This is a genomic window from Streptococcus mitis (genome assembly GCF_047462815.1).
Lineage (GTDB): Bacteria > Bacillota > Bacilli > Lactobacillales > Streptococcaceae > Streptococcus > Streptococcus mitis_DO.
This window is the reverse complement of record NZ_JASHFB010000002.1, coordinates 106873-128792: the sequence shown is the minus strand read 5'-3', so window position 1 is coordinate 128792 and position 21920 is coordinate 106873. Positions and strand designations below refer to the sequence as shown.

Genomic DNA, 21920 nt, shown 5'->3' with positions numbered 1-21920 from the left:
TCGCTCACAATAAACTATTATACTAGAAAAAAATTTTTTACGCAAGTAAAAACTCTGGAATTCGAAAAAACGCCACATGGGCGTTTTCCTGTTCTTATGGTTTGATACGGTGCAACATACGTGGGAATGGAATAGCTTCACGGATGTGTTTTGTTCCTGCTGCGAAGGTTACCATACGCTCGATACCGATACCAAATCCACCGTGTGGAACTGTACCGTATTTACGAAGGTCAAGGTAAAATTCATACTCTGTACGATCCATGCCAAGTTCATCCATCTTAGCAACAAGAGCATCGTAGTCTTCCTCACGCATAGAACCACCGATGATTTCTCCGTAACCTTCTGGAGCAAGCAAGTCTGCACAAAGCACACGCTCTGGATTTCCAGGAACTGGTTTCATGTAGAAGGCCTTGATGGCTGCTGGGTAGTTCATGACAAATGTTGGTACACCAAAGTGGTTTGAGATCCAAGTTTCATGTGGTGAACCAAAGTCATCTCCATGCTCAAGATGTTCGTAGTCAGCATCCTCATCATTCTCATGCTCTTGCAAGAGGTCAATGGCCTGATCGTAAGTGATGCGTTTGAAGGGCTCTGCAATGTAGCGTTTCAAAAGTTCTGTATCACGTTCCAAGGTTTCCAAGGCTTGAGGAGCACGGTCAAGAACACCTTGTAGAAGAGCTTTCACATAAGCTTCTTGCAAGTCAAGTGATTCATCGTGTGTCAAGTATGAGTACTCTGCGTCCATCATCCAGAACTCAGTCAAGTGACGGCGTGTTTTTGATTTTTCAGCACGGAATACGGGACCAAAGTCAAAGACACGACCAAGAGCCATAGCACCTGCTTCTAGATAAAGCTGACCTGATTGGCTCAAGTAGGCTGGCGTTCCGAAGTAGTCTGTTTCAAAGAGTTCAGTCGAATCTTCAGCCGCATTTCCTGAAAGAATTGGGCTATCAAACTTCATGAAGCCGTTCTTGTCAAAGAACTCATATGTTGCATAGATGATAGCGTTACGAATTTGCATCACCGCTACTTGCTTACGAGAACGGAGCCATAAGTGACGGTTGTCCATCAAGAAGTCTGTTCCGTGTTCTTTTGGTGTAATTGGGTAATCTTGAGATTCACCAATCACTTCGATGTCTGTAATGTCCAACTCATAGCCAAACTTAGAACGTTCGTCTTCTTTGACAATACCTGTCACATAGACAGACGTTTCTTGGCTCAAGCGTTTGATAACATCAAACTTCTCAAGTCCCACTTCATCACCAAATTTTTCTACAAAGTTTGGTTTAAAAGCCACACCTTGGAAGAAGGCTGTTCCATCACGCAATTGCAAGAAGGCGATTTTCCCTTTTCCTGATTTGTTGGCAACCCAAGCGCCAATCGTCACTTCCTGACCAACATAGTCTTTTACATCAATAATCGTTACACGTTTTGTCATTATTTTTCCTTTTCTTTTTCCATAAATTCTTTCAAGCGTTTAACTGCTTCTTTAAGCGTGTCTAGGTCTGTCGCATAGCTGAGACGGACATTTTCTGGCGCTCCAAAGCCAGCTCCTGTTATGAGTGCCAAACCAACTTCCTCAAGAATAGCTGTTGTAAAGTCAGTCACATCCGTATAACCTTTCATCTCCATGGCTTTTTTAACATTTGGAAAGAGATAGAAGGCTCCTTGTGGCTTAACGACTTCAAAACCAGGGACTTCACACAAGAGTGGATAGATGGTATTGAGACGTGCTTCAAATGCTTGACGCATAATTTCCACAGAATCTTGCGGTCCAGTTAGGGCTTCGATGGTTGCATATTGTGAAACAGCAGTTAGGTTAGAAGTTGTTTGACCTGTCAATTTGCTCATAGCAGCAATGATTTCAGGATCACCCACTGCATAACCTACCCGCCAACCCGTCATGGCATAGGCCTTAGATACACCGTTGATAACAATGGTTTGCTTACGAATTGCTTCTGATAGACTTGAGATTGGAACAAATTCATTTCCATTATAAACAAGGCGACCGTATATATCATCAGCTAAAATCAGAATGTCATGCTCAACTGCCCAATTTCCGATAGCTAGTAATTCTTCACGAGTATAGATCATACCAGTCGGATTAGATGGTGAATTGAGAACCAAAACCTTGGTCTTATCAGTGCGAACTGCTTCTAACTGCTCTACAGTTACCTTAAAGTGGTTGTCTTCCTTAGCAGGAACAAAGACGGGAACGCCTTCTGCCATCTTGACCTGATCTCCATAACTAACCCAGTATGGAGTTGGAATAATAACCTCATCTAAAGGATTGATTACAGCCATAAAGAAAGTATATAGGGAGAACTTGGCACCTGTAGCAAAGGTAACCTCGTTACTTGCGACAGAATAGCCATAGTAGCGCTCGAAGTAGGTATTCACCGCAGCTTTTAATTCTGGTAGACCTGAAGCTACTGTATAGAAGGAAGCCTGTCCTTCTCGAATAGATTTAACTGCTGCATCTTGAATATTTTTGGGAGTATGGAAATCGGGCTGACCTAAAGTTAAGAAAAGTACATCTTTTCCTTCAGCCTTTAACTTCTTTGCTCTTGCATCACTAGCTAAAGTGACACTTTCTTCCATTTCTAAAACACGGTTGGATAGTTTCATAAGCCCTCCTTATTGACCAATGCTCCTGTTTCAAAATCTACTAGATAAAAATCAGAGCCTGACTTGACTTCCCAGATTGGCTTATCTTGATAACGGCCAAAGGTAATTTTGTCAATCTCGCCAGCTCCTTTTTCCTTAGAAACCGCTTCTGCTTTTTCTTGTGAAACACCTTGATTTAGCTGATAAACGTAAATCTTATGGTCATCTTTTCCAATCAGGACAGCAAGTGCTTCTTGTTTTTTATTACGACCAAGAACGCTATAATAGGATTCCAAGCCATTGTATAAGTCAACCTGATCAGCCTGCTCTAATCCTGCATACTGCTGAGCTAATTTTTCTCCTTCACTTTTAGCTGTTTGATAGGGTTTCATGCCGAGAGAAACCAGATACAGAAAGGAAGCACTGATAACCACAAGCAAAATCGTCATCCCTAGACCATACTGCCACAGTAGATTATTTTTTGCTTTATTTTGTCTTTTTTTCACTCGTCTATTTTACCATCTATTGGGCTTTATTACAAGTGAATGCAAGAACAAACCTATATTATTTCTTACTTCAAAGCAAACCGATTTTTCTTGATTAAAACCGAGCAAGAAAAGTAAAGACAGCTCCAAAATCAACCTATTAAAAAACCTGAGCTTAGTACTCAAGTTTTCGTAATTTTTTTGATCTATGGAATCACTTTATCATCCATTATTTTAGCCATTTTTCCTAAAAATACAGGCAATAGAAGGCTAATCAAGACTAAAAAGAATCCTAGATAAAGAAATGTTACTACAAAGCCTAAATGGTCAATCAACCACCCTGTCAGTGGGAAGAAGACAATCATACTCAGGCTAAACATCATAGAGTAGACACTCAGCATGGTTGCCCTTACTTCACTTGGAAGGCGCTCTTGCAAATCGTTGTCAAAAATCGGCTGAAAAAGAGCATATAGAGCATTACTAATCAAATAAATCAAAATATAGATTAGAGGTGTTCCAAAGTAGGACAGCATATAGGTGACTCCAGTCAGCAGGACGAGGATAGGGAAAAGCTTCAAGGCGGCATAGTTCTTTCCAATCTTACTCGCTAGATAGACTGCGACGATATTTAAGAGACTACCAAGTAGCATAACTGCTGAAATTTGCCAACCACTTAAATCTGGTAACTGATTTTGATAGTAAAAATAAAACATGCACATGAGTGTTCCGACAATATGAGACAAAATAATCCAGTTGAAAAGCATGGGATTTCGCTTCAACTCTTCCTTAACAGTCCAAATAATCTGTTTCATGTTCACACTATCAGCTTTTTCTAGCTTGACACTAGGCTCTTTCAGCATCCAAATCAGGAAAAGAACTATGATAGAAGTCGCAATCATGATATAGTAGGTCAGGTGCAATTGACCATGGACAAAAAATCCCGCCAACACTGTCCCCAAAGACCGAGTTCCTTCTGACACTCCTGACATAAAACTTGAAATAGATAAGTAACGCTCCTTGAGTCCAGCTTCCACGGCTGAATCATAAACCATTGCTGCGCTTGTGCCTGAATCAAAATTATAAGACAAGGCACTTACCGCCATCGCTAGTGCATAAATCCAAAAATTTCCCTGCCCAGCCAACATAAGAATAGAAGACACAATCCCTGCTATACGACTTAAATAAAGGTTGGTCTTATAAGAATAGCGGTCAGCTAACATACCAGATGGAATTTCACAGAGAAGACTGGTCGTATGAAAAATACTCTCCAGAAGTCCAATCTGCCAAAGAGACATGCCGTTTTGACTGAGAAAGAGAATCCAAAAACTGGTAATCCCTAAAAATGCAAAAAACTCAACTCCGGCCATCAGGCCAATATTTTTCCGATAATTTCTTATTAACATCTTTTCTCCTTAACAAGTGTATTATTATTTCTTTTGTCTGTCACTTGTTAATCTTTGCCTTACATGATCTCCACCCCTTTTAGAAGCATTCTTCAATGCCATTATTGTTCCTTTAATGATTTATGAAATGATACCGGAAAATAGCTGTTATGCGGTTTCCATTGCGAGTTTTCTTGTTTATTTTAGCACTTATGTCATCATATTACAAGAGAATGTTAGAATACTCTTCGAAAATCAAATGCATTCCAGCCGCAAGTGATTAGAGTTTCTACAATTTTATAGTTTTACTTATCTTTGAGCAAATTTCTTGCAAGTCCTTTTGCTTTGTTGTAATATATTTCATAACAACGAGAGAGTTCTCGGAAATTTAATAAAAAGGAGACACATCATGTCTAAAAAAGTATTATTTATCGTCGGATCACTACGTCAAGGTTCTTTCAACCACCAAATGGCCCTCGAAGCTGAGAAAGCACTTGCTGGTAAAGCGGAAGTTAGCTACCTTGATTATTCAGCCCTTCCTCTCTTCAGCCAAGATTTGGAAGTTCCAACACATCCAGCTGTAGCTACTGCTCGTGAAGCAGTTCTCGCTGCGGATGCTATCTGGATCTTCTCTCCAGTCTACAACTTCTCTATCCCTGGAACAGTGAAAAACTTACTTGACTGGCTATCTCGTGCCCTTGACTTGTCTGATACACGTGGCGCTTCTGCCCTTCAAGACAAGTTTGTTACCGTATCATCTGTAGCCAATGCAGGTCACGATCAACTCTTCGCTATTTACAAAGACCTCTTGCCATTTATCCGTACACAAGTCATTGGTGATTTCACTGCTGCACGTGTTAACGACTCTGCCTGGGCAGACGGAAAATTGGTTCTAGAAGAAACAGTCCTAAATTCACTTGAAAAACAAGCTCAAGACTTGGTCAATGCTATCAAGTAACTAAAGTAACTAACATAATAAAAGCGAACACGACTACTTTTCTGACACTCAGAAGACTAGCTTGTTCGCTTTTTTCTCATTTATAAACTAATACTCAATGAAAATCAAAGAGCAAACTAGGAAGCTAGCCGTAGGCTGTACTTGAGTACGACAAGGCGAAGCTGACGTGGTTTGAATTTGATTTTCGAAGAGTATAAAATAGCTGATGATACATATTGTCCAATACAAAATATCTATTTTCTATACTTCCTTAACAAAAACCAATTCCTGTGGCTGTGACAAATCTTCTCGGTAGTTAAATCCTGCAAAGCTTAAGCGACGAGCTTCCTCCACCGTCTGCACTTGATTTTCTATCAGGACTGTTAGGAAGGCACCACGCGCTTTCTTAGAAATGGTTGAATGAATCTTCAGCTGCCCACCTCTATCCTCCATGAATTTGAAGGTCACCATCTTTTCTCTAATTTCCTTAGAAAATACAGTCTCAAACTCGGATGACAAGAGAGAGAAAATCACTTCTTCCTGCATCAGAGCTCCATCATAGACTGCCTTCCAATGGCTCTTCAAAGTCTTACCAGCGACTTTTAACTTCATCAAAAAGTCCAAACGGTGAGGGGACATAGGCGACAAGGCTGGAACAACACCGTACAAAGCCGAGGTAATGAAGACATGATTTTCAAGATAGGCTTGTTCTGCCTCGGTCAGTTTGTCTCGCTTGATATGACGGTACATAAGCCCATCAAAAAGTTTCAAGGCTGGATAGTGTTGAGCAGTTTTGTTTTTTAAAGCTTGAATATGTTGAAATTCTTCCGCCGCCTTCTCAGCTGATACCTTGTAAAAACTCTCCAATTGACTAGCAGAATAGAGGGCCAAGGCATCCAGCACGGCCTGACTTTCTGGTTTTAAAGGAGCGGCTTCAATACTTGGCAAATCTGTGTTCATTTCTTTTGCTGTTGGGATTAAAATTTTCATATTGATAGTGTAGCATATTTTTTAGCCACAACCAAGAAATTCATCTGATACTCAATGAAAATCAAAGAGCAAACTAGGAAGCTAGCCGCAGGCTGTACTTGAGTACGGCAAGGTGAAGCTGACGTGGTTTGAATTTGATTTTCGAAGAGTATGAAAAACCTCGGTTTAACCGAGGCTTCTCTATTTATTTGGGCCATCCTAACCAGACAGCCACGAGAACAAGGGCTATGCCAGCTAAGCTTGTTAAGATAGATAAGAATTTATCTTTTTTCTCCTTGAACTGAGAAAAACCTATCCTCAAAGCGAGCAGTCCGAGTAGCATTGAAGCAACCATCACATAAAAACCCATTTGTTTGTCCTCCATTAGTCTTAATTTACCTTATTATAACATATACTTCTTAAATAAAGCTTTTTTATACTCAATGAAAATCAAAGAGCAAACTAGGAAACTAGCCGCAGGTTGCTCAAAGCACAGCTTTGAGGTCGCAGATAAAGTTGACGTGGTTTGAAGAGATTTTCGAAGAGTATTACTGTACTTTAAAGTTCTTGAGATAGTTGTCTTTTCCTACTTGACCTTCGAAGGTTTTACCATTTTCAAGGTAAGGAAGGTCATCTGATACTGAGGCCTTAACCTTGTATATCTTGCCATCAACTTTAAAGAAGTAGACGGTGTCGCCCTTGATAACAGCTGATTTGAGGTCTGCCACCACCCCCTTAATGCTTTCTGTTGTTGCATTGTCAATTTCAAGGTCGTTTTTATTGGCGTACTTGCTGAGCAGTTCTTCCACTGTCGTAGCTACGATGACATTCTGGTACTCGACTGCGTCTACCAAAGCATACTCTTTGACCAAACCAGCATTGTCCTTCAAGCCCATGATGTAGAGAGGCTTGTCATTGAGGTTGATGAGGATTGGGAAGGTTGCCTTGTAGGATTTCTCCTGAACAGCACCTTCGGCTGATTCACGGGCTGATTCTTCGGTCGCAGAAGCCAAGTTGTACTTAGTGATTTCTCCTGTTCGCATATTTTCAAGAATGAAACCAAGATTACTTTCATCTGCATTGGCCGATGTCACACCTGTGTAGAGGTAAATATCATTACCAATAGACAAGTAATTATAGCCCTTGGTAGTCTGGGTCACGTTTTTCTTGGAAATCATGGCATTCCAGAAACCGTCCTTGTACTTGCCGTTGTAGTTGATTTGCTGGATAGTTTCCTCAGCTGGATAGACCCTGTCCACCCATTCTGGAACATCTGACAAGCTGTATTCCTTGGTTTCTCCATTTGTGGCATCCAAGATAATGACTGAAACAGGACGAGGAACCGCAAGCCCAAATTGCTTTTGGTAAACTGTAGCCACATAGAAAGGATTGCCCTCATCGTCCACCTCAAAAGATGGAGTCCTGAAGATTTTAGTTGGGTACTTCAAGCGCAGGTGACGCTTGACATCGCGGTTAAAATACTCCGAGTCCGAATACTTGATTGGTGTCTTCAAGTCCACCAAGTCCGCATTCCCGGTTACCATGTCCACCTTGATATACTCGCCGATTCCCTTGGCTTGATTATTAAACCACTTGATAGGATCTGCGTATTCTAGTGGCGTAACCCGATAAGGCTTCCCATCAATTGTCAATTGGGTATAGGTATCTGCCGCTACGTACTGCGACACCTTATCTGTTAGGGAACCCAAGTAGCGGTCACCTATTTTTTCAGCAGTACTTCTATCTAAGATAGGAACCTTACTGGTGTCAGTCTTAGGAAATTCAGAAAAGTCTTTTTCCGTCACCGTGACTACATTGGCATAATTTTTAGCCTGAAAAATGCTAGAAGTTACCAAGGAAACCAAGGCTGCCAAGAGAAGAATTCCTCCAATAGAAGCTAAAAGGATTTTCCCTAACCGATTGATTTTGAAACCCTCTAGATTTAAGGCAGCTTCCGCCTTGCCGTGGCGCACATGAACCGTTTTGACCAGATTGATTCCCTTACCAAAGCCAAATAAGATTGCTACAAGCAGCAAATGCCCACAGAGGAAAAAGAGAAATTCCCAGCTAGTCAGGTTAAGGGGCGGTAAAAAGATATACCAGGTCGTTGCGATAAAAATAAGTTCAAAGATAATCCGTTTCATTTGCTTTCCTCCTAAATGATTCGTCCTTCCAAGTGATCCAGTTCATGCTGGCAAATCTGGGCTGGGAAGCCTGTCAAGGTAATGGTCTGTTCCTGCCACTTGCTGTCACGATAGGCAACCCTTATAGTTTCATAACGCTTAGTTGGTCTCACACCTACCAAGGACAAACAACCTTCCTCTGTCTCATAAGGTCCTGAAAAAGACTTGAGAACAGGATTAAACATGACCATAGGAACCAAGCCAAGATTAAAAATAATCACGCGCTTTTGCACCCCAATCATATTGGCAGCTAGACCGACACAGGTTTCACGATTTGCTAAGAGTGTATCCTGCAAATCTCTGGCAAGATACAGATCATCCTGACTTGCTGGCTGAGATACCTGAGATAAAAACAAAATATCCTTCACAATTTTCTTTTCCACTTCCTCACACTCCTCTTGTTTTTTTACTATATTATAGCAATTATAGCACAAAAGCCGATAACTGCAAGCCCTTTCCCTCAACTATAACAAAAAGCCATCCGAAGATGACTTTTTTTAAATCGCATTCTTGTCAAAACCGAGTTTACGTTGAACAAACTTAACAAGTTCGACGATAATAATCATTGAGAAGCTTCCGCCCATAACGATTCCCCATTGTGACAAGTCTAGTTTGGTTACGTGGAAGATTCCTTCAAGCGGTTCTACGACAATTGTTGCCATGAGAAGGATGAAAGATACCAAGATGGACCAGTTAAATGTCTTAGATTTGAATGGACCAACTGTCAAGATGGATTGATAGACAGATTTCACATTGTAAGCATGGAAGAGCTGAATCAAACCAAGGGTTGCAAAGGCCATAGTAAGGGCATCTGCGTGAATGGCATGATTGTCACCCACGTGAACTGGGTAAAGAAGGGCAAGACCATAAACACTCATAACAATAGCTGCTTGGAGTACACCTTGATAGATGATAGAACTCAAAACACCACCTGAGAAGAAGCTTGCCTTGCGTCCACGTGGTTTATGGTTCATGACACCAGGCTCAGCAGGTTCAACACCAAGAGCGATAGCTGGGAAAGTATCGGTTACCAAGTTGATCCACAAAAGATGAACTGGCTGCAAGACATCCCAACCAAACAAGGTTGATAGGAAGATGGTTAATACTTCAGCAGTATTGGCAGAAAGCAAGTACTGAATAGTCTTTTGAATGTTTGAGAAGACCTTACGTCCTTCTTCCACTGCAACGATGATAGTCGCAAAGTTATCATCTGCAAGAATCATGTCAGAAGCCCCCTTAGAAACCTCTGTACCAGTGATTCCCATACCGATACCGATATCGGCTGTTTTCAGAGCTGGCGCATCATTGACACCGTCACCTGTCATGGCAACGACTTTACCTTGTTTTTGCCAAGCCTTGACGATACGAACCTTGTGTTCTGGAGACACACGGGCATAAACAGAGTATTGGCCAACTGCTTTTTCAAAGTCTTCATCTGACAGTTCATTGAGTTCAGCACCGGTTAAAACGTGGCCTTCTGTATCATTTGCATCAATGATTCCCAAACGTTTAGCAATAGCTTCTGCAGTGTCTTGATGGTCACCCGTAATCATGATTGGACGGATTCCAGCTTCCTTAGCCACACGAACAGCCTCAGCAGCTTCCGGACGTTCAGGGTCAATCATCCCGATCAAACCAGTAAAGATTAAATCATTTTCAAGTTTTTCAGAAGTGAGATTTTCTGGAATGCTATCGATAATCTTATACGCACCTGCAAGGACCCGCAAGGCTTGGTGAGCCATTTCAGAGTTGTTTGTATGAATGAGGTTTGTAACCTTCTCGTCAATCGGAGCAATATCCCCAGCCTTATCACGAAGAACACAACGTTTCAAAAGTTGGTCTGGCGCACCCTTGACTGCTACAAGGAATTTACCATCTGGCAATGGGTGAACCGTTGACATAAGCTTACGGTCAGAGTCAAATGGCAACTCAGCCACACGTGGATATTTCTCTAAAAATCCTTTGACATCATAGCCCTTGTCCAAGGCATATTGGATAAAGGCTGTTTCAGTTGGATCACCAATCAAGTTTCCTTCCACATCGATTTTCGTATCATTGGCCAAGACAACTGAACGAAGAAGCGGCATTTCAAGACCCAGTTCAATGTCATCAGCTGAATCATGTAGGACTGCATCGTAGAAGACTTTTTCAACTGTCATCTTGTTCATAGTCAGCGTACCAGTCTTATCAGAAGCGATAATTTCTGTCGAACCAAGCGTTTCTACAGCTGGCAACTTACGAACGATAGAGTTTCGTTTGGCCAAAACTTGAGTACCAAGGGCAAGAACGATGGTCACGATAGCAGGAAGTCCTTCTGGGATGGCTGCAACGGCAAGCGCAACAGAGGTCATCAACTCACCAAGTGGATTTTTCCCTTGAATGAAGACACCCACTACAAAAGTAACAAGGGCAATGACCAAGATAGCATAGGTCAAGACCTTAGAAAGGTTATTCAAGTTTTGTTTAAGTGGTGTATCCGTCTCATCCGCATCTTGGAGCATGCCAGCGATATGACCGACTTCAGTATACATACCTGTATTGACAACAACACCAAGACCACGACCATAAGTCACATTTGAGTTTTGGAAGGCCATATTGACACGGTCACCAATACCAGCATCTGCAGCAAGTTCAACTGTCAAGTCTTTTTCGACTGGCACAGACTCACCTGTAAGAGCTGCTTCTTCAATTTTAAGAGAGTTTGCTTCAATCAAACGTAGGTCTGCAGGTACTACATCACCTGCTTCAAGGGAAACAATATCTCCTGGAACCAATTCTTTAGAGTCAATCTCCGCCATATGCCCATCACGAAGAACGCGGGCAGCTGGACTAGACATGGATTTGAGAGCTTCGATCGCTTCTTCGGCTTTTCCTTCTTGGTAAACACCAAAGGCAGCATTGATGATTACCACGGCTAAGATGATAATGGCATCTGCGATATCTTCCCCACCAGAAGTCACGACTGACAAGATTGCTGCCGCAACTAGGATGATAATCATCAAATCCTTAAATTGCTCGATGAATTTGACCAGAATTGATCGTTTCTCGCCTTCTTCGAGTTCATTGTGGCCAAATTCTGCAAGGCGCTTTTCCGCCTCACTTGATGACAAACCTTGCTCGGTCGCATCCACAGCCTTCAAGACCTCTTCAGGACTCTGAGTGTAAAACGCTTGGCGTTTTTGTTCTTTTGACATGTGTCTCCTCCTTGACATTGTGTGCAAAACAGACTCTCTTTTCCCTCATCGCATCTTTTCACGACAAACAAAAAGAGACCTATTAATCATAACAAGTCTCGCTGTTTAAGATAGTGCCGGAAAGCATACTTTTCAGTATAAAATTCGGAATGACGACACTATCACAGGTTTCTGCCAGCTACTCCCTTGAGTAGTACTATTATACCAAATTTTGAAAAGTTTTCAAAGAGTAAAAAATGACTTATTTGAATTTTCCCTTGAAAACCAGTATAATGGTAGAATGCTATATGACTAGAAAGGAAGTTGAATGAAGCAATCTATCTCAAATCTCAAGTTAGCTGAGCGTGGGGCCATTATCAGTATTTCGACCTATTTGATCTTGTCTGCAGCGAAATTAGCAACTGGGCACCTCCTCCATTCATCCAGTTTGGTGGCAGATGGTTTTAACAACGTATCGGATATCATTGGAAATGTGGCCCTCTTGATTGGGATTCGAATGGCGCGCCAACCTGCTGACCGAGACCACCGTTTTGGCCACTGGAAGATTGAAGATTTGGCTAGCTTGCTCACTTCCATCATCATGTTCTATGTTGGTTTCGATGTACTAAGAGATACCATTCAAAAGATTCTCAGTCGTGAAGAAACAGTCATTGACCCTCTGGGTGCAACTCTGGGAATCATTTCTGCAACGATTATGTTTCTAGTTTATCTCTACAATACTCGCCTCAGTAAGAAATCCAACTCCAAGGCACTGAAGGCTGCCGCCAAGGACAATCTTTCTGATGCTGTCACCTCACTTGGTACTACCATTGCCATCCTGGCTAGCAGTTTCAATTATCCCATTGTGGATAAACTGGTTGCCATTATCATCACTTTCTTTATCTTGAAAACTGCCTATGATATCTTTATCGAGTCTTCCTTTAGTCTTTCAGATGGTTTTGATGACCGTCTGCTTGAGGATTATCAAAAGGCCATCATGGAAATTCCCAAAATCAGCAAGGTTAAGTCCCAAAGAGGTCGTACCTACGGTAGCAACATTTACCTTGATATTACGCTGGAGATGAATCCTGACTTATCGGTTTATGAGAGCCACGAGATTGCGGATCAGGTCGAGTCTATGCTGGAGGAACGTTTTGGCGTCTTTGATACCGATGTCCATATCGAGCCAGCACCTATCCCTGAAGATGAAATTTTAGACAATGTCTATAAAAAATTACTTATGCGCGAACAATTGATTGACCAAGGAAATCAACTGGAAGAACTCTTGGCTGACGATTTTGTTTATATTCGCCAAAATGGAGAACAGATGGATAAAGAGGCCTATAAAGCCGAAAAAGACTTGAATTCTGCTATCAAGGATATTCAAATCACTTCCATCAGTCAAAAGACCAAACTCATCTCCTATGAGTTAGATGGTATCATCCATACCAGTATCTGGCGTCGCCACGAAACTTGGCAAAATATCTTCCACCAGGAAACCAAAAAAGAATAGAGAAATCCTGTCCATGAGACGGGATTTTTCTATTCTTCTAGCTATCAAATTCACTTAGATATTCATAGCGTTCATATTTTTCAAGGAGTGCTTCGTTTTTCTCATCTAGCTCTTTCTGAAGAGTAGCCAGTTTGCCAAAGTCAGAGCCGTTGGCCTGCATCTCCTCTTCAATAGCAGCGATACGGTTTTCCAAGGATTCAATATCGCCTTCAATGCTTGCCCACTCCTGCTTTTCTTGGTAGGTCATGCGTTTCTTATCTTCTCGAACCTTGACGACTTTTTCCTTTTCGGCTTTTTGCACTTGATTGGCCATCTCTGTTTCAAAGGTTTTCTCATCAAGATAGTCGGTGTAATGACCAAAGAAAGGACGAATCTTGCCATCCTCAAAAGCCAGAATCTTGGTCGCCACCTTATCCAAGAAATAGCGGTCGTGACTAACAGTCAAAACTGGACCAGCAAAGCCTTGCAAGAAATTCTCCAAAACTGTCAAGGTTGCAATATCTAGGTCATTTGTCGGTTCGTCTAAAAGAAGAACATTTGGTTTTTCCAAGAGCAGTTTGAGGAGATAAAGACGCTTTTTCTCTCCACCTGACAATTTCTCAATCAAGGTTCCATGCGTCGAACGTGGGAAAAGAAACTGCTCCAGCAACTCTGCAATCGAAGTACTAGAACCACCGCTGATCTTGACCTCTTCTGCCACTTCCTGCAGGTAATTGATAACTCGCTTGCTCTCATCCAATCCCTCAATTTTCTGAGAGAAATAGGCGATACGAACAGTTTCCCCTATCACAACTTGACCTGCTGTCGGCTCAAGACTGCCTGCAATCAGATTGAGCAGGGTTGATTTTCCAACACCGTTATCCCCAACAATTCCAATACGATCTTTGGCCTGCACCAAGAGATTAAAGTCTTGTAAAATGGGCTTATTTTCATAGGCAAAGGAAACATCCTGAAACTCGATGACTTTCTTCCCAATCCGACTGGTTTCAAAGTTCATGGTCAAGTCTGTCTCAGCAGTATTTCCTGAAACTTCCTTTTTCAGGTCGTGGAAACGATTGATACGAGCCTGCTGCTTGGTCGCACGCGCCTGCGGTTGTCTGCGCATCCAGGCCAATTCTTGTTTGTAGAGTTGTTCTTTTTTGTGGAGAAGAGCCGAGTCGCGCTCATCCTGTTCCGCCTTTAGGCGAACATAGTCCTGGTAATTTCCCTGATATTCGGTCAAGCCTGCGCGATCCAATTCGAAAATGCGAGTTGACAAAGCGTCTAGGAAATAACGGTCATGGGTAATAAAAAGGACGGTCTTCTTAGAATTTTTCAAAAAGAGGGTCAGCCACTCAATAGTCGCAATGTCCAGATGGTTGGTAGGCTCATCCAGAAGCAAGAGGTCGTGGTTGCCAAGTAAGACTTGCGCCAACTGGACCCGTCTTCTCAGACCACCTGACAATTCCCCAACAGGAGTGGATAAGTCCTGAATACCCAGCTTACTGAGAACAGTCTTAACCTGACTCTCAATTTCCCAAGCTTGAAGAGAATCCATCTCAGCCATGACTCGTTCCAAACGTGCCTGCTTGTCCTCACTATAGTTGAGCATGATCAATTCGTACTCACGAATGAGCTGGATTTCCTTGAGGTCGCTAGATAGAACCGTATCCAAGACCGTCTTGCTATCATCAAAATCAGGATCCTGAGTCAAGTAACCAATCTGGTAATCATTCTTAGCTGAAAAAGGACTGACATCCCCATCAAAGCCAGAAACACCAGAAAGAACATCTAAAAGGGTGGTCTTCCCTGTTCCATTGACACCAATCAAACCAATTCTGTCTAGGTCATGGATGATAAAGGAAATATCCTTAAAAACGGTCTTGTCACCGACGGATTTACTTAGTTTTTCAACAATAAAATCACTCATTTTTTCTCCCTCAGATAAGCATGGATGGCTTGACGGTCATTTTCCAATTCTCCATCGACAATGGCATATTCAATCTCTGTTAAAATCTCTCCCAAGTCTGGGCCCGGCTGATAGCCATATTCCTTGATCAAAATACCACCGTTGATTTGGATCTCTTTCTTGTCATGAATGGTCAAACTCTGATAGGTTTCTGTGATGGCTTGTGGATTAACTTCTTTTCCTTGGGCCTGACGAAGATTTTCAGCCTGTAAAAGTAAATCCAAGTCAAAGCGGTAACAATCTCGCTTGCTCAATTCTCCCTTTTCACGCAAGGCCAAAATAGTCAGCAAATCCCGAACCTGCTTGGCAAACTGGCGTGAGGTCTTCCAAGCCTTCAAAAATGGCTGCGCATTTTCAATATCCAAAGCCGACAGTAAAGCCGCCCAAGCTTGTTCAGAAGATTCAAAGGTGAAATTAGCCTCCAAATCAAACAGTCCGTTGAGCTTGTCCTGGCTAGATGCCATATCAGGGAGATAATCATAAGCTTGACTCTCAATCATGGAAGCCAAACCCCTTCTCCAAAACGGAGCCAGCAAGAGTTTATCAAACTCAACGAAGGTACGCTCCACAGAAATTTTCTCCAAAAGTGGCGTCAAGGTCTTCATTGCTTTAAAGGTTTCTGACTCAAGTTCAAAGCCAAGACTGGCCTGAAAACGGAAACCACGCATAATCCGCAAAGCATCTTCGTTAAAACGCTCACTTGCCACTCCAACTGCTCGTAAGACTTGCTTTTCCAAATCTTCTAGCCCATGGAACAAGTCAATGATTTCCCCTGTCTCGTCCAAGGCAAAGGCGTTGACTGTGAAATCACGGCGTTTGAGGTCTTCTTCTAGCGAGCGCACAAAGGAAACCGCACTGGGTCTGCGATAGTCCACATAGACATCCTCTGTCCGAAAGGTGGTTACCTCATACTCCTCATCCCCATCTAAGACCAAGACGGTTCCATGCTCGATTCCGATATCGGCTGTTCGCGGAAAAATCTGCTTGGTCTCTTCTGGATAAGAAGACGTCGCAATATCCACATCGTGGATGGGACGATTGAGGAGGGCATCTCGAACAGAGCCCCCAACAAAATAGGCTTCAAATCCTGCTTCTTTAATTTTTTCTAATACTGGTAAAGCCTTCTGAAATTCAGAAGGCATTTGCGTTAATCTCATAATAAGTGTTCTAATCCATAAACAAGCTCATGACGCTTGACAACTTCTTTAATTCCCAAATTCACCCCTGTCATGAAGGAGCTACGATCATAGGAGTCATGACGGAGGGTCAATCCTTCTCCTTGATTACCAAAGATGACTTCCTGATGAGCTACCAAACCTGGTAGACGAACTGAGTGAATCCGCATGCCATCAAAGTCAGCACCACGAGCACCAGCAATCAACTCTTCCTCATCTGCTGCACCTTGCTGGATAGACTCTCGAACCTCTGCCATCAGCTCAGCTGTTTTAATGGCTGTTCCACTCGGAGCATCCTTTTTCTTGTCATGATGGAGCTCGATAATCTCCACATGTGGGAAATATTTGGCAGCTTGCGTTGCAAATTGCATAAGCAAGACAGCACCCAAGGCAAAGTTAGGAGCAATCAAGCCACCCAAATCTTGGGCACGAGAAAATTCTTTTAGCTCTGTAATTTCTTCACTCGTGAAACCTGTTGTTCCAACTACTGGAGCAAAGCCATTTTCAAGAGCAAAGCGTGTATTTTCATAGGCAACAGCTGGAGTTGTAAAATCTACCCAGACATCCGCTTCAAAACCGACCAAATCAGCCTTATCCTTGAAAACAGGAATTCCTTGCCATTCTGGCTCAGACTCAAAAGGATCCAGAACTGCTACCAAGTCCAAGTCTGGATCAGCCAAGACCATCTGACAAGCAGCTTGCCCCATCTTTCCCTTAAAACCAGCAATAATTACTCGAATACTCATCTCTACTCCTGTCTAATATACAAAGAACCTTAGCTGCCCATGAAAAATAGGGAATGGCGCTGACTTTCCATGATAGGCAAGACAGGCATCTTTTTCAAGAGGCAGATAGTCCATGTTCAATTTCCAAGATACAAAGCCTGTAAGAACACAAAGTGAAAATAGGAGTTCTGATCAAGGATTGTCTACTCCTTGAAAGAACTAGCTTTTTCACACAGGGTTCCAGGCGTGTTCAATTGCTATAATATAAGATTTCTTAACTAGCCTAGAAGCTCCAACTAAATCACTGGAATATAACCCAGAGCAATGCTTCCTGCTCCTAGGTGGGTTCCAATGACACTACCAAATGTAGCAAGTGAAACATCTGAACCCACTCCAGAATCAAGCAAGTGCTGACGCAATTCCTCAGCCTTTTCAAGAGCATTACCATGAATAACAATGACTCGGTATTGGCCTGAAGTTGTGGCATCCTTGATGATTTCAATTAAGCGCTTGGTTGCTTTCTTTTCCGTACGAACTTTTTCGTAAACTTCAATCACACCTTGGTCGTTAAAATAAAGGATTGGCTTAATGCTAAGCAAATTGCCCAAAATGGCAGCCCCATTTGAAAGGCGTCCCCCCTTCACCAAATGGTCCAAATCATCAACCATGATAAAGGCTGACGTACGGCTGATTTGAATAGCTAGCTTATCCTGAATGCTGGCAAAATCATCTCCCTGATCACGCCAGTTAAAGACGCTTTCAACCATGATACCCAGAGGAGCACTTGTAATCAAAGTGTCTGGAAAAGCAATGGTTAAGCCTTCATAGTCATCAACCATATACTGGATATTTTGGTAAAAACCTGAAATTCCAGAAGATAGGAAAAGTCCCAAGGCATGGGTATAGCCTTGTTCTTTGAGCGAAGTTAGAATCTCATCTAACTTGGCAATGCTTGGTTGACTAGTCTTAGGCAATTCAGAAGCCTGAGCCATTTTTTGGTAAAATTCCTCAGCAGACAGATTGATACCTTCGACATACTCCTCGCCATCAATATTGACAGGAATGTCCAAGACAAATAAATCTTCTCTTTGCACGGTCTCTGCACTGAGATAAGCAGAAGAATCTGTGATAACAGCTAGTTTCATATTAGAACTCCAAATTGATTCCTGGTAAGTCTAATGCAATTTCGGTCACTTCGTAAGTCAAACGGTTGAGCATGTTCAAACATGGACGAGCCAAGGTTTCAACTTCTTCTTGGTTCAATTCACTTGGTTCGTTAACAATACGACCATCGATATGGTTCACCTGTGAAATAGTTCCACTGATGACAAATTTATCAAATACAATCATAAAGCTCAAGATAACAATCAGGGAAGTCACTTGATTTTCTTGATCATGTTGAATCAATTGGAAGTTCACATCCACCTTAGTTTCAGGAGCTCCATTTTCATTTTCCCATTCAAAATTACGCGCATCAAAATGATACTGACTAACAAATTCTTGTTCACGTTTAAGATTCATGTCTTTCTCCCTCGGCTACAATATCATAAGCTATTGTACCATAATTTTTTATTTTCATCTAGTTTTCTAGGATTTAGTCAATCCCAATTTCAGCTCGAACTACGTCTGCGATGGTATCAACATAATAGTTCACTTCTTCTGTTGTAGGCGCTTCTGCCATGACACGCAAGAGGGGTTCTGTTCCACTTGGACGAACAAGGATACGGCCATTCCCCGCCATTTCTTCTTCCATCTTCTCGATGATAGCCTTGATAGCTGGCACTTCCATAGCCTTTTCCTTCATGGCATTTTCCACTCGGATATTGACTAATTTTTGTGGATAGATGGTTACTTCTGCTGCCAACTCTGACAAGCTCTTACCAGTTTCCTTCATGATTTTGGTCAATTGAACAGCAGATAATTGACCATCACCTGTGGTATTGTAATCCATCAAGATAACGTGACCAGACTGTTCACCACCAAGGTTGTAGCCTGATTTTCGCATTTCTTCCACAACATAGCGGTCGCCAACTGCAGTAACTGCCTTGTTAATACCTTCGCGGTCCAAGGCCTTGTGGAAACCAAGGTTAGACATAACAGTTGTCACAATTGTGTTTTGGGCCAATTGTCCTTTTTCAGAAAGGTATTTCCCGATGATGTACATGATCTTGTCACCATCAACGATATCCCCATTTTCATCAACAGCAATCAAGCGGTCACTGTCTCCGTCAAAGGCTAAACCAATAGCTGATACGCTTTCTTTGACCACTTCTTGAAGGGCTTCTGGGTGGGTTGAACCAACATTAAGGTTGATATTAAGACCATCTGGTGTTTCCCCGATAATAGTCAATTGAGCTCCAAGGTCTGCAAAGATTTGACGGGCACTTGTAGACGCTGCACCGTTTGCTGTGTCCAAGGCAACCTTCATTCCTTCAAGAGGAGTTCCAGTTGAAACAAGATAGCCTTCATACTTACGCAAGCCTTCTGGATAATCAACTACAGTACCTAGACCTTCTGCACTTGGACGAGGAAGAATGTCTTCCGCAGCATCTAGCAAGGCTTCAATTTCTGCTTCTTTTTCGTCATCTAGTTTGAAGCCATCCCCACCAAAGAACTTGATTCCATTATCAAGGGCTGGATTGTGGCTAGCAGAAATCATGACACCTGCACTTGCTCCTTCAGTTTTAACCAAGTAAGCTACTGCTGGCGTCGCAAGAACACCGAGTTTGTAGACGTGAATCCCTACTGATAGAAGACCTGCCACCAAGGCTGATTCTAGCATTTCCCCAGAAATACGTGTATCACGTCCTACAAAAACTTTCGGTGCTTCCGTTTCATGTTGGCTAAGGACATAGCCTCCAAAACGTCCTAACTTAAAGGCCAATTCCGGCGTTAATTCTACGTTAGCTTCTCCACGGACTCCATCAGTCCCAAAATATTTACCCATTTTTATAAAATCCTTTTCCTATTTTTTAATTCGTTTTTGAACTAGTTGCTTTCGTTGACGAAGATGTCTCCGACGAACTGCTTGTAGTTGAATTTGATGTGCTTGAACTTGGTGTCACAGGTTTTGTAGTCACCTTCATTGTTGTGTCAAACGGAGTGATAACTGCCGGTAAGACAACACCATTGCGGTCGATTGCCTGCAAAGGTACTGAACCACTGTAATTACCTGTTATGCGTTCGCTAGTTGGTAAAAGTGCAATAACTTTGTCAATCTTAGCTAATGTTTCTTGGTCAGTTGTGACAGAAACTCGTTCATTTGACACAGTTACACTATCAATTTGTAACTTAGGATCAATCTGGCTTTGGTCAACTTGCGGAACAACAATCATCTCATCTCTCTTAACCTTCTTCCCAACTTTCACTGTGATCTTTTGAGGCGTTGCCACAGCGGTCAATCCACTTGGAAGATTTTCAATATTCAAGGGAACTTCAATCGTTCCAACACTGGCATCCGTCAAATCAGCAGTGACTTTAAACTTACGAGTACTTTCCTGCATTTCGCTGGCCAAAGTCACACGATTGGCACCTGTCAGCACAACTGAAACTTCTGAAGCAAAACCACTAATAAAGTATTGACTATTATCATAGTGAATATCGATAGGAACATTTGCTATCGTATTGGTGTAGGTCTCCGATTTGACCTGCCTTGTGGTATTACTATTTTGAAAGTTGGTCGACGTTGCATAAATGAATAAAACACAAGCAAAAAAGAGAGATGAAATGATATATAGACTATTTTTTCTCATATTTCCAACCTCCTAGCAAACGGTCCTTGAAACTGGCTTTTTCCTCAACAGCTGGCAAAAGAATTGTTCGTAGCTCTGCTTCAAATTCTTCAATCGTCAAATCATGCTTGAAGACCCCGTTGTATGTAATAGAAATACCACCTGTTTCCTCTGAGACAATGAAGGTCAAGGCATCAGACACTTCTGATAAACCGATAGCCGCTCGGTGTCTGGTCCCAAATTCCTTGGAAATCCCTGTGCTTTCTGTCAAGGGCAGATAGGCAGAGGTGACTGCAATCCGATTTTCTCTAATAATCACAGCACCATCATGTAGAGGAGTGTTGGGAATAAAAATATTGATGAGGAGTTCTGCCGAAATTTTGGCATCCAAGGGAATTCCTGTCGCAATATATTCTTGCAAGGTTCGAACCCGTTGAATGGCAACCAGAGCACCTATCTTACGAGGACTCATGTATTCAACTGACTTGACAAAGGCACGAATCATTTGCTCTTCTGCACTTATTTGAGTAGTAGAAAAGAAATCTGTCGCCCTTCCCAAACGTTCCAAACCAGTTCGAATTTCTGGAGAGAAGATAACAACCACAGCAATGACTCCATAAGTGATAATCTGATTAATCAACCAAGAAATCGTGGTTAAACCAAGGATATTGGCCACAACCTGGGCTAATACAAAAATCAAGACCCCCCGCACCAGAATCATAATCTTGGTACCAGCTATCGCTTTTGTAAAACGATACAAAACATAGGTCACAATCAAAATATCAAACAGATTGATGGCAATACTCCAAGGACTAGAAAACAAGCTAGTCCAATATTGCAGGTTGGATAATTGTTGAAAGTTCATATGCTGTCTCCTCTCTGTACAAACACGTTCCTTTATATTATACCATTTTTCTGGCATTTTTTTCCCTATCCTACTTCATTTTAAATTAAAGAAAAAATATGATAAAATAAACTGATACTCAATGAAAATTAAAGAGCAAACTAGGAAGCTAGCCGCAGGCTGTACTTGAGTACGGTAAGGCGACACTGACGTGGTTTGAAGAGATTTTCGAAGAGTATGACTAGAAA

At 42.1% G+C, this 21920-nt stretch carries 19 protein-coding genes; 2 read left to right on the top strand and 17 right to left on the bottom strand.

What is annotated here, in order from left to right:
* Positions 1–94 precede the first annotated feature (94 nt).
* The 4 genes from asnS to QM865_RS01610 all read right to left on the bottom strand — a co-directional run bounded on the left by asnS (position 95) and on the right by QM865_RS01610 (position 4495).
* Positions 95–1438: an asparagine--tRNA ligase gene (gene asnS / locus QM865_RS01625; protein ID WP_000167139.1), complete on the bottom strand. Its 1344-nt coding sequence runs from the start codon at positions 1436–1438 to the stop codon at positions 95–97.
* Positions 1438–2628, bottom strand: a complete 1191-nt coding sequence (locus QM865_RS01620) for a pyridoxal phosphate-dependent aminotransferase (protein ID WP_414305861.1) — start codon at positions 2626–2628, stop codon at positions 1438–1440. Before QM865_RS01620 ends, asnS begins: the two co-directional genes overlap by 1 nt.
* Positions 2625–3113: a DUF5590 domain-containing protein gene (locus QM865_RS01615; RefSeq protein WP_060805844.1), complete on the bottom strand. Its 489-nt coding sequence runs from the start codon at positions 3111–3113 to the stop codon at positions 2625–2627. The genes QM865_RS01620 and QM865_RS01615 overlap by 4 nt, the downstream gene beginning before the upstream one ends.
* A gap of 185 nt (positions 3114–3298) precedes the next feature.
* Positions 3299–4495: an MFS transporter gene (locus QM865_RS01610; RefSeq protein WP_414305860.1), complete on the bottom strand. Its 1197-nt coding sequence runs from the start codon at positions 4493–4495 to the stop codon at positions 3299–3301.
* Between the two features lie 388 nt (positions 4496–4883).
* Here QM865_RS01610 and QM865_RS01605 point away from each other — a divergent pair, with 388 nt between their 5' ends.
* Positions 4884–5432 carry an NADPH-dependent FMN reductase gene (locus QM865_RS01605; RefSeq protein WP_414305859.1) on the top strand — a complete coding sequence of 183 codons (549 nt, stop codon included), beginning with the start codon at positions 4884–4886 and terminating at the stop codon, positions 5430–5432.
* 240 nt (positions 5433–5672) lie between these two features.
* Here QM865_RS01605 and yaaA read toward each other — a convergent pair whose 3' ends face one another.
* From yaaA to QM865_RS01580, 5 genes are all read right to left on the bottom strand, one after another.
* On the bottom strand, positions 5673–6401 hold the full coding sequence (gene yaaA / locus QM865_RS01600) for a peroxide stress protein YaaA (RefSeq protein ID WP_060805847.1): 729 nt from the start codon (positions 6399–6401) through the stop codon (positions 5673–5675).
* A 184-nt stretch (positions 6402–6585) separates the two neighbouring features.
* The gene (locus QM865_RS01595) at positions 6586–6750 is read right to left on the bottom strand and encodes a YczI family protein (protein ID WP_060805891.1); all 165 of its coding nucleotides are present in this window, start codon (positions 6748–6750) and stop codon (positions 6586–6588) included.
* A gap of 178 nt (positions 6751–6928) precedes the next feature.
* Positions 6929–8524, bottom strand: coding sequence for a hypothetical protein (locus QM865_RS01590; RefSeq protein WP_414305858.1), 1596 nt, complete (start codon positions 8522–8524; stop codon positions 6929–6931).
* A gap of 11 nt (positions 8525–8535) precedes the next feature.
* Entirely contained in the window at positions 8536–8946 is a 411-nt protein-coding gene (locus tag QM865_RS01585) for a peptide deformylase (RefSeq protein ID WP_261035557.1), read from the bottom strand.
* A gap of 114 nt (positions 8947–9060) precedes the next feature.
* A complete protein-coding gene (locus QM865_RS01580) occupies positions 9061–11757 on the bottom strand; it encodes a cation-translocating P-type ATPase (protein WP_414305857.1) in 2697 nt (898 codons plus the stop codon).
* A gap of 307 nt (positions 11758–12064) precedes the next feature.
* Here QM865_RS01580 and mntE point away from each other — a divergent pair, with 307 nt between their 5' ends.
* Complete coding sequence (gene mntE, locus QM865_RS01575) at positions 12065–13249, top strand: CDF family manganese efflux transporter MntE (protein ID WP_414305856.1); 1185 nt, start codon at positions 12065–12067, stop codon at positions 13247–13249.
* 37 nt (positions 13250–13286) lie between these two features.
* Here mntE and QM865_RS01570 read toward each other — a convergent pair whose 3' ends face one another.
* The 8 genes from QM865_RS01570 to cdaA form a co-directional block, all read right to left on the bottom strand.
* Positions 13287–15158 (bottom strand): ABC-F family ATP-binding cassette domain-containing protein, encoded by a 1872-nt coding sequence (locus QM865_RS01570; RefSeq protein ID WP_261064369.1) that lies wholly within the window; start codon positions 15156–15158, stop codon positions 13287–13289.
* Entirely contained in the window at positions 15155–16354 is a 1200-nt protein-coding gene (locus tag QM865_RS01565) for a CCA tRNA nucleotidyltransferase (protein WP_414305855.1), read from the bottom strand. Before QM865_RS01565 ends, QM865_RS01570 begins: the two co-directional genes overlap by 4 nt.
* On the bottom strand, positions 16351–17118 hold the full coding sequence (gene dapB / locus QM865_RS01560; protein ID WP_000027865.1) for a 4-hydroxy-tetrahydrodipicolinate reductase: 768 nt from the start codon (positions 17116–17118) through the stop codon (positions 16351–16353). Before dapB ends, QM865_RS01565 begins: the two co-directional genes overlap by 4 nt.
* Positions 17119–17393: 275 nt before the next feature.
* Positions 17394–18242 carry a DegV family protein gene (locus QM865_RS01555; RefSeq protein WP_000762182.1) on the bottom strand — a complete coding sequence of 283 codons (849 nt, stop codon included), beginning with the start codon at positions 18240–18242 and terminating at the stop codon, positions 17394–17396.
* Position 18243: 1 nt separating this feature from the next.
* The gene (locus QM865_RS01550; RefSeq protein WP_001050079.1) at positions 18244–18618 is read right to left on the bottom strand and encodes a DUF1149 family protein; all 375 of its coding nucleotides are present in this window, start codon (positions 18616–18618) and stop codon (positions 18244–18246) included.
* Between the two features lie 73 nt (positions 18619–18691).
* Positions 18692–20044 (bottom strand): phosphoglucosamine mutase, encoded by a 1353-nt coding sequence (gene glmM, locus QM865_RS01545; protein WP_414305854.1) that lies wholly within the window; start codon positions 20042–20044, stop codon positions 18692–18694.
* A 25-nt stretch (positions 20045–20069) separates the two neighbouring features.
* Positions 20070–20849, bottom strand: coding sequence for a YbbR-like domain-containing protein (locus QM865_RS01540; protein WP_371509655.1), 780 nt, complete (start codon positions 20847–20849; stop codon positions 20070–20072).
* Positions 20836–21693, bottom strand: a complete 858-nt coding sequence (cdaA, locus tag QM865_RS01535; protein WP_061759425.1) for a diadenylate cyclase CdaA — start codon at positions 21691–21693, stop codon at positions 20836–20838. Before cdaA ends, QM865_RS01540 begins: the two co-directional genes overlap by 14 nt.
* Positions 21694–21920 lie beyond the last annotated feature (227 nt).

Coding starts and splice junctions, on each gene's coding strand:
- dapB (WP_000027865.1), bottom strand. CDS start 17,118: ATGAGTATTCGAGTAATTATTGCTGGTTTTAAGGGAAAGATGGGGCAA.
- yaaA (WP_060805847.1), bottom strand. CDS start 6,401: ATGAAAATTTTAATCCCAACAGCAAAAGAAATGAACACAGATTTGCCA.
- QM865_RS01610 (WP_414305860.1), bottom strand. CDS start 4,495: ATGTTAATAAGAAATTATCGGAAAAATATTGGCCTGATGGCCGGAGTT.
- cdaA (WP_061759425.1), bottom strand. CDS start 21,693: ATGAACTTTCAACAATTATCCAACCTGCAATATTGGACTAGCTTGTTT.
- QM865_RS01570 (WP_261064369.1), bottom strand. CDS start 15,158: ATGAGTGATTTTATTGTTGAAAAACTAAGTAAATCCGTCGGTGACAAG.
- QM865_RS01605 (WP_414305859.1), top strand. CDS start 4,884: ATGTCTAAAAAAGTATTATTTATCGTCGGATCACTACGTCAAGGTTCT.
- QM865_RS01540 (WP_371509655.1), bottom strand. CDS start 20,849: ATGAGAAAAAATAGTCTATATATCATTTCATCTCTCTTTTTTGCTTGT.
- QM865_RS01550 (WP_001050079.1), bottom strand. CDS start 18,618: ATGAATCTTAAACGTGAACAAGAATTTGTTAGTCAGTATCATTTTGAT.
- QM865_RS01590 (WP_414305858.1), bottom strand. CDS start 8,524: ATGAAACGGATTATCTTTGAACTTATTTTTATCGCAACGACCTGGTAT.
- QM865_RS01565 (WP_414305855.1), bottom strand. CDS start 16,354: ATGAGATTAACGCAAATGCCTTCTGAATTTCAGAAGGCTTTACCAGTA.
- glmM (WP_414305854.1), bottom strand. CDS start 20,044: ATGGGTAAATATTTTGGGACTGATGGAGTCCGTGGAGAAGCTAACGTA.
- QM865_RS01580 (WP_414305857.1), bottom strand. CDS start 11,757: ATGTCAAAAGAACAAAAACGCCAAGCGTTTTACACTCAGAGTCCTGAA.
- QM865_RS01595 (WP_060805891.1), bottom strand. CDS start 6,750: ATGGGTTTTTATGTGATGGTTGCTTCAATGCTACTCGGACTGCTCGCT.
- asnS (WP_000167139.1), bottom strand. CDS start 1,438: ATGACAAAACGTGTAACGATTATTGATGTAAAAGACTATGTTGGTCAG.
- QM865_RS01555 (WP_000762182.1), bottom strand. CDS start 18,242: ATGAAACTAGCTGTTATCACAGATTCTTCTGCTTATCTCAGTGCAGAG.
- QM865_RS01620 (WP_414305861.1), bottom strand. CDS start 2,628: ATGAAACTATCCAACCGTGTTTTAGAAATGGAAGAAAGTGTCACTTTA.
- mntE (WP_414305856.1), top strand. CDS start 12,065: ATGAAGCAATCTATCTCAAATCTCAAGTTAGCTGAGCGTGGGGCCATT.